The sequence below is a fragment of the Microcystis sp. M_QC_C_20170808_M3Col genome (assembly GCF_007095505.1).
Taxonomy (GTDB): domain Bacteria; phylum Cyanobacteriota; class Cyanobacteriia; order Cyanobacteriales; family Microcystaceae; genus Microcystis.
Genome location: NZ_SFBY01000086.1, coordinates 1 through 9,309 on the forward strand (window position 1 = coordinate 1; position 9,309 = coordinate 9,309).

10 protein-coding genes and 1 pseudogene are annotated in these 9,309 nt (G+C 42.1%); 6 read left to right on the forward strand and 5 right to left on the reverse strand.

Annotated elements, in window-relative coordinates; all coding sequences use genetic code 11:
- Positions 1 to 299: 299 nt before the first annotated feature.
- The 5 genes from EWV84_RS04345 to EWV84_RS04365 all read left to right on the forward strand — a co-directional run bounded on the left by EWV84_RS04345 (position 300) and on the right by EWV84_RS04365 (position 5,797).
- Positions 300 to 1,070 (forward strand): sirohydrochlorin chelatase, encoded by a 771-nt coding sequence (locus tag EWV84_RS04345; RefSeq protein WP_502705757.1) that lies wholly within the window; start codon positions 300 to 302, stop codon positions 1,068 to 1,070.
- Positions 1,067 to 1,546, forward strand: coding sequence for a 2-amino-4-hydroxy-6-hydroxymethyldihydropteridine diphosphokinase (gene folK, locus EWV84_RS04350; RefSeq protein ID WP_287076682.1), 480 nt, complete (start codon positions 1,067 to 1,069; stop codon positions 1,544 to 1,546). Before EWV84_RS04345 ends, folK begins: the two co-directional genes overlap by 4 nt.
- Before the next feature lie 143 nt (positions 1,547 to 1,689).
- Complete coding sequence (locus EWV84_RS04355; protein WP_287076683.1) at positions 1,690 to 3,054, forward strand: GTP-binding protein; 1,365 nt, start codon at positions 1,690 to 1,692, stop codon at positions 3,052 to 3,054.
- 132 nt (positions 3,055 to 3,186) lie between these two features.
- Positions 3,187 to 3,744, forward strand: coding sequence for a hypothetical protein (locus tag EWV84_RS04360; RefSeq protein ID WP_287076685.1), 558 nt, complete (start codon positions 3,187 to 3,189; stop codon positions 3,742 to 3,744).
- A 199-nt stretch (positions 3,745 to 3,943) separates the two neighbouring features.
- Positions 3,944 to 5,797 carry a peptidoglycan D,D-transpeptidase FtsI family protein gene (locus EWV84_RS04365; RefSeq protein WP_287076687.1) on the forward strand — a complete coding sequence of 618 codons (1,854 nt, stop codon included), beginning with the start codon at positions 3,944 to 3,946 and terminating at the stop codon, positions 5,795 to 5,797.
- Between the two features lie 86 nt (positions 5,798 to 5,883).
- Here the strand turns inward: EWV84_RS04365 and EWV84_RS04370 are convergent, their stop codons facing one another.
- The 5 genes and pseudogenes from EWV84_RS04370 to EWV84_RS04385 all read right to left on the reverse strand — a co-directional run bounded on the left by EWV84_RS04370 (position 5,884) and on the right by EWV84_RS04385 (position 8,770).
- Positions 5,884 to 6,528 (reverse strand): DUF3226 domain-containing protein, encoded by a 645-nt coding sequence (locus EWV84_RS04370; RefSeq protein WP_287076689.1) that lies wholly within the window; start codon positions 6,526 to 6,528, stop codon positions 5,884 to 5,886.
- A 2-nt stretch (positions 6,529 to 6,530) separates the two neighbouring features.
- Positions 6,531 to 7,688, reverse strand: coding sequence for an AAA family ATPase (locus EWV84_RS04375; protein ID WP_287076691.1), 1,158 nt, complete (start codon positions 7,686 to 7,688; stop codon positions 6,531 to 6,533).
- Between the two features lie 44 nt (positions 7,689 to 7,732).
- A pseudogene (locus tag EWV84_RS22780) lies at positions 7,733 to 7,822 on the reverse strand (divergent PAP2 family protein); the annotation flags it as partial.
- Positions 7,823 to 7,927: 105 nt separating this feature from the next.
- On the reverse strand, positions 7,928 to 8,230 hold the full coding sequence (locus tag EWV84_RS04380; protein ID WP_287076693.1) for a type II toxin-antitoxin system HicB family antitoxin: 303 nt from the start codon (positions 8,228 to 8,230) through the stop codon (positions 7,928 to 7,930).
- A gap of 54 nt (positions 8,231 to 8,284) precedes the next feature.
- A complete protein-coding gene (locus tag EWV84_RS04385; RefSeq protein WP_287076695.1) occupies positions 8,285 to 8,770 on the reverse strand; it encodes a helix-turn-helix domain-containing protein in 486 nt (161 codons plus the stop codon).
- A gap of 162 nt (positions 8,771 to 8,932) precedes the next feature.
- On the opposite strand from EWV84_RS04385, the gene EWV84_RS04390 reads away from it, so the two are divergent.
- Positions 8,933 to 9,214 (forward strand): hypothetical protein, encoded by a 282-nt coding sequence (locus EWV84_RS04390; protein WP_287076696.1) that lies wholly within the window; start codon positions 8,933 to 8,935, stop codon positions 9,212 to 9,214.
- Positions 9,215 to 9,309: the final 95 nt, after the last annotated feature.

Below are 9,309 nucleotides of genomic sequence, written 5' to 3' on the forward strand. Positions count from 1 at the left end.
GTTGTTCTTTTTGGTCTGTATTCATGATTCTACCGTTTAATTGTTTCTCTTTATTTTGCCTTAGCTAACGTTTTTAGTCTCTAAGCATTTATACTTATTGCAAAATTGGGATGCTCCCTAGGCTAACTCAAGCCGGCGGGCTGATTTGCTCACACTTTACATTGCGTAAAATGGTAGCACTTCCCACCAATGGGGACGTTTTCCCGCTTACCAGCTAAATTGAGAATATCAGGGGCATTTATGCCTAAAGGGAGAGAAAATGTATTAGGCTAAAACTAAACTATTTTGGCAAGATTTCTTTGAAGACCTCCTCAGCCTACTTATTGGTTTTCCACGGTAGTCGCGATCCGCGTCCAGCCATGGCGGTGACACGATTAGCAGCCTTAGTTCAAGAAAAAATTAGTCAACCCGCCGAAAGATTAGGGAGTAAATCGGAGTTTAGCCCATCTCTAGCGGTTCTAGAAGCAGATAATCGGGTATTAGTAGGGACTGCCGCCCTAGAATTAGTGATAACACCTCTCCATCAACAAATAGAAGCTTTTGCCCAACAAGCACAAAGCCAAGGATGTAGCCGGTTGCAGATTATCCCCCTGTTTCTCCTGTCGGGGGTTCACGTTAAAGAAGATATTCCCGCGGCCGTGGCCAAAGTGCGATCGCCGATTGAGCTAGAGTTAAAGCCCCATTTAGGCAGTTATCAGGGCATAAAATCGCTGTTATCGCGACAATTTGCTGATTTAAGCCCCCAAGACCGCATTTTACTGTCCCACGGTAGTCGTCGCCCCGGGGGTAATCGGGAGGTGGAAAATCTAGCGGCGTTTTTTGGGGCAATTACAGCTTATTGGTCGATAGAACCGCGTTTATCCCAACAAATCGAGAGTTTAATCGCTCAAGGTAGCCAAACAATTGCTATACTGCCCTATTTCCTCTTTGCTGGTGGAATTACCGCCGCAATCGAAGCCCAAGTTTTTGAACTATCACAAAAGCATCCAAATGTCAATATATCTTTAGGTAAATCTTTGGGGGCGACGGGGGAATTAGCCGAGATTATTGTGGAGGAAGGATGGGGATGAAGCGAGCAGCGATCGCTTTGGGCGGTAATTTAGGGGATTCAGGGACAATTTTAGGGCAAGCTTTAGGGGAATTAGAGCGAGTCAAAGGAATTAAACTAGAAGCTCATTCCCAATGGTATCAAACCACAGCCGTGGGTCCTCCTCAGCCTGACTATCTCAACGGTTGCGCCATTGTGCAAGTGGATTTATCGCCCTTAGATTTACTGCATAAATTATTAGAAATCGAGCAGTTATTCGGGAGAGTCCGACGGGAAAGATGGGGACCGCGTACCCTCGATTTAGACTTAATATTTTATGATGACCTGATCTTAGAAACGCCCGAATTACAGATACCCCATCCCCGCTGCCGAGAACGCGCCTTCGTGCTGCTTCCCCTGGCAGAAATTGCCCCCGATTGGCGAGATCCGGTCACTGGAAAAACTATCCTTCAGCTATTGGGGCAATTGGGATTGGCGGAGTGGGATGTTAGGTGTTAGGGTTTTAGTTGAAAACTTCGCTAATTTCTTTTCACTGATTACTGAAAAGTCTTCCCCTAAACCCAAATAAGCGCGTCTCAGTTACCGCCCCGAAACTCTACAATAAAGGCAGCAGCATCAATAAACAGTAAAGAAAATCAACCGTGACCAAGACCCCATCGCTCGAGGAAACTCATTACAATCAGGCTAAGGCTAGTTTACAACAGGCCTTAACTTGGTATGCCAGTTTTCGCCGCCATTGGAATTATCCCCCCGATCCCCAACTTCAGGCCGCCGTTAAACAGGATTTGCAGTCCCTAAAATCGGCCTTGGATAAACTGGATGAAACGGTGATTCGGGTGGCAGCCTTCGGGTTAGTCAGTCGCGGTAAATCCTCGGTGGTAAACGCTTTAGTCGGTCAAAAAGTCCTGACAACTGGACCCCTGCACGGGGTTACACGCTGGCCGCGATCGGTGCGCTGGACACCAGCCACGGGTAAAATCCAGATAGAATTAATCGATACCCCCGGATTGGATGAGATTGAAGGGGAAGCGCGGGCGAATATGGCCAGAGAAGTCGCTAAAAGTGCCGATTTAATTTTATTTATCGTCGCGGGGGATATTACCCGGACTGAATACGAGTCCTTGGCAGAATTGCGCCGGGCCAAAAAACCGCTCATTTTGGTGTTTAATAAGATTGATCTCTATCCGGAAGCTGATCGCCGCCAGATTTTTCAGCAGTTACAGAGATTAGGAACCAATCGGGACGAAAAAACGTTAGAAGATTTGTTAACTAGCGATGAGATAGTTATGGTAGCCGCCGAACCGCAACCGATTCCCGTCCGGGTGGAATACCCCGATGGGCGCGTGGTGACTGAGTGGGAAACCCCTCCCCCCCAAATTGAGGAGCTGCAAGATAAACTCTTAACGATTTTAAATCGGGAAGGGCGATCGCTGCTGTCCCTAAATGCTTTAGTGCAAGGTCAAGAAGCGGAGGAAAATATCGCTAGAAAAACCCTAGAACTGCGGGACAGTCAAGCGGAGGAAATTATCTGGCAATACGCGAAATATAAGGCTTTAGCGATTGCGGCCAATCCGATCGCTATTTTCGACTTACTAGGGGCTTCAATCGTCGATTTGACTCTAGTTCGGGCTTTAGCTCGTTTGTACGGCTTGCCGATTACCAGTCACCAAGCTGGTCAACTCTGGCGGACTCTACTTTTGAGTAGTGCGGGGTTGCTGGTGGGGGAAATCCTCAGCACTGTGATTATCGGTTTGGGCAAAACGGCAGCGGCAGCGGCGAGTATTTTTGAAAATCCCACCTCTTTAACCCTCTACGGTAGCACCGCTCTCCTACAGGGAGCAATTGCCGCTTATGGAACCTATATCATCGGGAAAGCCGCTAAAATCTATCTAGAACGCGGTTGTAGTTGGGGGGCATCCGGACCGAGTACGGTGATCAATCAAATTCTCGCTCAAGTTCATCCGCAAACTATTTTATATCGTTTACGTCTAGAACTAGAACAGTGATTTTAAAGGAAAAAGGAAAAAAGGCAACAGTTATCAATTAAATATTTCCTACTGACTACTGATGACCGACTCCTAATTTTAGAAACTTAATTTTTGACAACGACAACTAGCTAGAAATATTGAGAGAAAATCATGTCTGCTGCCCATAAGTCCTATGTTCCCGTTCCCGTTCCTCGTCAAAAAAGCCAAGGGAGTCAACGTCGTCCCCAGTCGCGGATAACTTCCCCCAACCCCACTACTAAACCAGTTACTCAATCCTCCCCGACTGCCACCGTCAAACCGACGACTAAATCGGTTGCGAGAGTTCCCGTGGCCCCGACACAAAAACAATTAGCCTCGCGTCAATTACGTTCCCTTTGCCTCCTAGAAAGAATAGTGGCCGTGATTACTTTTTGTCTGTTGGGTTCGACTCTGGGAATATATGCTTGGACGGTATATATTCCCAAGGTTTGGGACAAAGAATTTGGTAAACTGGAAACACTGCAACGTCACGAGCGCCATCTTTTGTCCACCAATGAAACCCTTAAACATCAACTAGCTCAACAAGCAGAAAAACCCGAAACCGGATTAACTCATCCCCAACCCTTCCAAACTATCTTTTTACAGCGTAAATCTGCCCCGAACCTGAAACCGTCCACCGCTTCTCAACCCCAATCTACCGTCAATTCTCGACCGAGAAGTGCCTATTAACAGTTATCAGTTAACAGTTATCAGTGGGTAAGTTAACAGTTATCAGATGTGAGTTTTTAAGTGTGCAGTATTAAATAGAAGTTTCCTACTGTCTTTTTACTGATTACTGTTTACTGATTACTGTTTACTGCTTACTGCTTACTGCTTACTGCTTACTGTTCACTGCTTACTGCTCACTGATAACTGAAAGATACTGCTCATGACTGACACAAAAAGACCCAGATTTAGAGGTAAAAAAACTCGATCGCCCTCTGGCAGTATCCGGGACAGAAAGTCCTATTTAAACGCCAAAAAACGGCAACAACAGTTTAAAAAATTGCCTTTGAGTAACGGGCGATTGGTGGCGGTGTGGTTGATTTTAGTCATGGGTATTGTGGGTTTAGCTTGGCGATTGTACCAATTACAAATAGTCCAAGGACAGGAATTGCAAAAAAGAGCCAGACAACAGCAAACTACCAGTATTAGACCCTATATTCCCCGACGGGCGATCGTCGATAGTAATGGTAATGTTTTGGCGACCGATCGCTTGATTTATACTCTTTATGTACACCCAAAACTGTTTGCTATTCCGCCGGCAGAAGTGGCTGATAAATTAGCTCCTTTATTAAATATTCCCACTAATCAACTGATTCAAAAATTTAAAGAAAAAGAAACAGGAATTCGTTTAGCCAATCAATTAACCGAATCCGTGGCTAGGGGATTAAAACAATTATCTCTTGACGGTGTAGAATTAGAGGAAAAGTACGCTCGTTATTATCCCCAAGACGATGTGGCAGCCGACGTGATTGGCTATGTAGATAAAGAACATCGTGGTCAAGCAGGATTAGAGAGAGGTTCCAGTCAGTTATTAGAAAGAGATCCTTTTTCTGTCAATACAAGACGCATGGGAGACGGGCGAATTTTACCCGCTTTTGTTCCCGATGGTATCTTTCAATTTGATGAATTACAGTTAGAAGTAACCCTCGATTTAAAACTACAAAGAGCCGCCAGGACGGCCCTACGAGAACAGCTAAAGAAATTTAATGCTAAACGGGGAGCCGTCATCGTTATGGACTCCCTTGATGGTTCTCTTTTAGCCCTAGTTTGTGAGCCAACTTTTAACCCCAATGAATATTATAAAGCCCATGTGGCTCTATTTAAAAATTGGACCGTAGCCGATCAGTACGAACCGGGGTCAACTTTTAAACCAATTATTGTCGCCCTGGCCATGGAAGCGGGGGCAATTAAAGCTAGTACGGTAGTCAATGATCCGGGGGCAATTACTGTCGGTCCCTGGACGATTAAAAATGCCTCTAAACAGGGTTATGGGGCGCTAGATATGGCCAGAGTTCTGCAAACCTCTAGTAACGTGGCCATGGTGCAAATTGCCCAAAAAATGGGGCGAGTTGATTTCTATAAAAGTTTATTAGGATTGGAAATAAATCAAAGGGTTGGTGTAGATTTACCCGGAGAAGTGGCAGGATATCTCAAACCCGAACAAGAATTTCTGGATAATGCCATTGAATCGGCCACCGCTTCCTTTGGTCAAGGTTTATCCCTAACGCCTTTAAAATTAGTACAGTTGCACGGTGCGCTGGCCAATGGTGGCACCTTAGTAACTCCCCATGTGATCAAAGGATTAGCCGACGACCGCGGCCGTTTGCACTGGCAGCCCGATTATCCCAGCAAAAAAGTCTTTTCTCCCACCGTGGCCCGGCAAGTGGTGGAAATGATGGAAACCGTTGTCAGCAAGGGGACGGGGGTAGCGGCCCAAATCCCCGGTTATCGCATCGGAGGCAAAACGGGAACCGCACAAAAAGCTAGTCCGACGGGGGGTTATCTACCTAACGCTAAAATTACCAGTTTTGTGGCGATTTTACCGATCGAATCGCCCCGTTATGTGGTTTTGGTGGTGGTGGATGAACCCAAGGGTGCGAATACTTTTGGCTCCACTGTTGCCGCTCCTGTGGCAAAAACGGTGATGAATACGCTCATTTCCCTCAAGGGTATCCCCCCCACCTCCAAGGTCGTTCCGGCGGGTTCTGCGACCAATAAACCCCCGCGGCACGATTAATTTAAGTCTTTTTGAAAGAGGCTTTATTTAACAAAGCATGGAGAAATATTATGGGGCTGTCATTCCTATTTCGATCCATACTTCTCTCAAATCTCATATAACTCCTGTAACCATCTCAAAAAATTTGCTGATTGGGGATGGGATTGATTAAGTATTCTTTGTTTTACTGCATCGTGAAGTTGTTTCCCCGGCGGATCTTGCCAAGCTAAATAGGTATGAATATTAGCCTTATCTAGATGATAATCTCTATAGGTTGCCCCTTGTTGTTTTGCCTCTATCACCTTGTTTTGTGTATATTGCCAAAGATTATTATCGGGAACTAAATAGGCTAAAAAAGTCTCTAACATCCCTCTAGATTGATTATCTGGCATCATCCACACACCGAATTTTATCCCCGATTCTAGAGTTATAATTAATCCCTCTGCTGGCAAATTTTGAGGTAAGCTAGGTATATTTGGTAAACAGGCATTATACAAACTTTTCCAACGATTATCAGGTTCTTCGTCCGCATCTATGACAATTCCTAAATGAGTTAGTCCCCTATCATTGATTTCATTGTAAATATTATCCCTATCGAGTAAATTCTCAATACCATCGGCCGGTTTAATATAGATAATAGCTGTGTCTTTTTTCTCTCCCCAAGAGATGCCATGGGCTTCTGCTAATTCGGGAATCACTCTCATTTCTTCTCTTCCCTCTACCAAGAGTTTTTTAGGATGTATTCTGGGCATTTTTAGCGAACCTCAATATCTCTTTCAGAAGCGAGGTAAATTTGTCTAGTATTAAAGGAAACTGCTTTTTCCTTGTCCCTATCTATCCTTTGAATAGTAATATCATTATCAGCAATTTTTTCTTCGGTAATTAATTCGGCTAAACTTTGCCAACAATCGCGGCTGTGAGTGGTGGCAAATACCTGAATATTGAGTTTTTTGGCGGTTTCCCAGACTACTTTCCACATATCAGTCATGACAGTAAAATGCAATCCGCTATCAATTTCATCAACTAATAAAATTCCATTTTCAAGATTAACCATCGCTAAAACTAATCCTAACATTCGCCAAATTCCATCGCCTAAACTGCCAATAGGGATAGGTTGATCATGATTTTTAATTTTGATTAAAAACCCACCTCTAACACCTAGGTTATTTGAAGTTAAATACTTGCCAGAACCAACACTGGCTATCCTTTCAATTTTTGGCTCAATAATTTTCAAAGATTCAATAATTAAATCTTCTAAAGGAGAGAGAACAATGTTATCAAAAAGTGCTGCCATATCAGAACTTGTTAGAGAAAATGGTGTTAAGAACTTCAATTCAATTTTATTATCAATACCTATTTTATGGGAAATTCTGCTTAAACTAGCTATTCTTCTTATGGAATCTCTGGCAAGAGTACCGTTGGCAAGAAGTTCCATTTCAATAGGTTTTTGTGAGCCAATCCATCCAATACTTAAAAGAAGTTTACCCCATTCCTCATTGTCGAAATTGTGATCATTATTTTGATTTAGATCATCATTTTTGTCTGAAAATAAAGATAGTTGTATAGGAATGCTTTCAACAGAAATGGTAACACTTGCTAGACAGGATTTGCCATATCCACTGATGATAATTTTTTTACTTGGGATGATTTCATGCCCATGAAATAAATTACAAATTGCAAAAACTTTAGTGGGACTAGGTAGATTACTTTCTGACCAACCAAACTCACCTCTATAGCTAATAGTTTCAAGAAATATATCTATATTATTCTGAGCATACAAAAACTGAATCGCTTCTAAAATAGAAGTTTTACCGCTATTATTTTTACCTACTAAGAGATTAATTCGACCAAGATTGGCCATCTCAAAATTCTGAAACCCGCGAAAGCCTTCAATTTTTAGGGATTGTAACATGAGTGATTACCCCGGATTTTCAGTTATTAAATCTAGTTTATCTCAACCCCAGTAGCCAAAGCCCCCGACGAGACTAGATAGCGCAGACTCACCTTACCATCGCGGATTAACTCAATCAGCGCTTTTAGTCCCTTTTCACCTTTCGAGCATTATAGTTGGTTTCGGCGCAGAAAACCAGCAAAAACATGACTACAGAGGGAATCGCTGACTCTAGAGATTAATGACATCAGATAATAAGGTTAGCGATAAATTCCTAGCTGCTGATACAGTTCAACTTGATCTTTGACAACAGTTAAGGTTTTTTGTTCTTCAATATTCTGAATAGCTTGTTGAGTTTTTTGGTTAAAATCGCTTATCGTATAAGTCCCTTCTGCAATTCGTCGTTCTTTTTCCTCTAATTCGAGACAAAGTTCCATACCTTCTTGAATATTGCTCAAAGCTTTTTCGAGATTATGTCCTTCACTAATACAACCGGGGAGAGAAGGAACAGAAAGATTATAATCTCCTTCCTCGCTTGGTTCTAAAATAACATTTACTTTCATATTGGCTCAGGGTAATAATAAGATAACTATATTATAAGTGATGTTGCCGGGGACTTACTCAAATTCTTCTAATTGCGATCGCACCAAGTCTAAGGGAAGTTTTAAAGCTCTAGCAATTTGTTCCACAGTTAATCCCTCTTTGATTAATTCGGGGATGGTTTCTAATTTAGCTTGTTGATAAATATTAGACTGCTTTAATTCCTTTTCTGATAGCCCTGTACAGATATTACCCTTGTTAATTTGAATACTATTGATAACATTAGAAAAATTAGAATGATAATATCTTTGTAAACTAGATTTAATGTTAGCCTTGCTGACTTCCTCTCCTAATATTTCTGATAAGGTTTTCCATAACTTACCTGCTGTTTCCTTGATATATTTCTGAGAAAGATGATTTTTTTGGGCGATTTCGGCGTATTTTTGATGATTGACGACTCCCTCTAAGATTTCATGCTGAAGATCGTCTAAATGCTCTCCTGTATGGGAGAAAACAAGCTCATCAATAGTTATTATAAAAGATTGAATATCGAATGAGTTCATAGGATGATTTTAAACAGGGAGTTAAGTCAGGATTGCCTGATATTATAGCGCAAAATGCAAATTTGGTGTCTTTATATTTCTTTATAGGGCTTTTATGGGTCTTGAAAGTAAATTTTGATTTATTTACACTTTCATTAATTATTTTACTGATAGAGTTTTTTTATGAAGTTTCTTCGTTTTTGCGCCCTGTTCTCTGTACCTATTGCTACGGTAGGGATAACAACCTGTATTGTTAGTTTACCAAGTCAGGCCGTTGAACTTGTATTTTCAAGTCCTGGTGTAATCAAAGGTGTAAATGGAGTGTCTTTTACTTTGCCAAGTACGGGTATCTCAAAAACCTACAATATTATTCTTGAACGAGGAACAGTAAATGATATCTATGGTACACCTCCACTATTTGATGTGTTTACTGAAGAAGATGCGGCTCTTCTAGGTTCTGTGTGAGCATGGTATAATAGTAACACAGAACAGGAGGTGGGTTATGTGGATAAATTTTGATCAACTCCTCGATTTACCAAATGTAACAGTGGTCAATTATC

Excerpts from the sequence above, each read along its gene's own strand:
- folK (WP_287076682.1), top strand. The coding sequence starts at position 1,067 with ATGAAGCGAGCAGCGATCGCTTTGGGCGGTAATTTAGGGGATTCAGGG.
- EWV84_RS04360 (WP_287076685.1), top strand. The coding sequence starts at position 3,187 with ATGTCTGCTGCCCATAAGTCCTATGTTCCCGTTCCCGTTCCTCGTCAA.
- EWV84_RS04365 (WP_287076687.1), top strand. The coding sequence starts at position 3,944 with ATGACTGACACAAAAAGACCCAGATTTAGAGGTAAAAAAACTCGATCG.
- EWV84_RS04370 (WP_287076689.1), bottom strand. The coding sequence starts at position 6,528 with ATGCCCAGAATACATCCTAAAAAACTCTTGGTAGAGGGAAGAGAAGAA.
- EWV84_RS04375 (WP_287076691.1), bottom strand. The coding sequence starts at position 7,688 with ATGTTACAATCCCTAAAAATTGAAGGCTTTCGCGGGTTTCAGAATTTT.
- EWV84_RS04380 (WP_287076693.1), bottom strand. The coding sequence starts at position 8,230 with ATGAAAGTAAATGTTATTTTAGAACCAAGCGAGGAAGGAGATTATAAT.
- EWV84_RS04385 (WP_287076695.1), bottom strand. The coding sequence starts at position 8,770 with ATGAACTCATTCGATATTCAATCTTTTATAATAACTATTGATGAGCTT.
- EWV84_RS04390 (WP_287076696.1), top strand. The coding sequence starts at position 8,933 with ATGAAGTTTCTTCGTTTTTGCGCCCTGTTCTCTGTACCTATTGCTACG.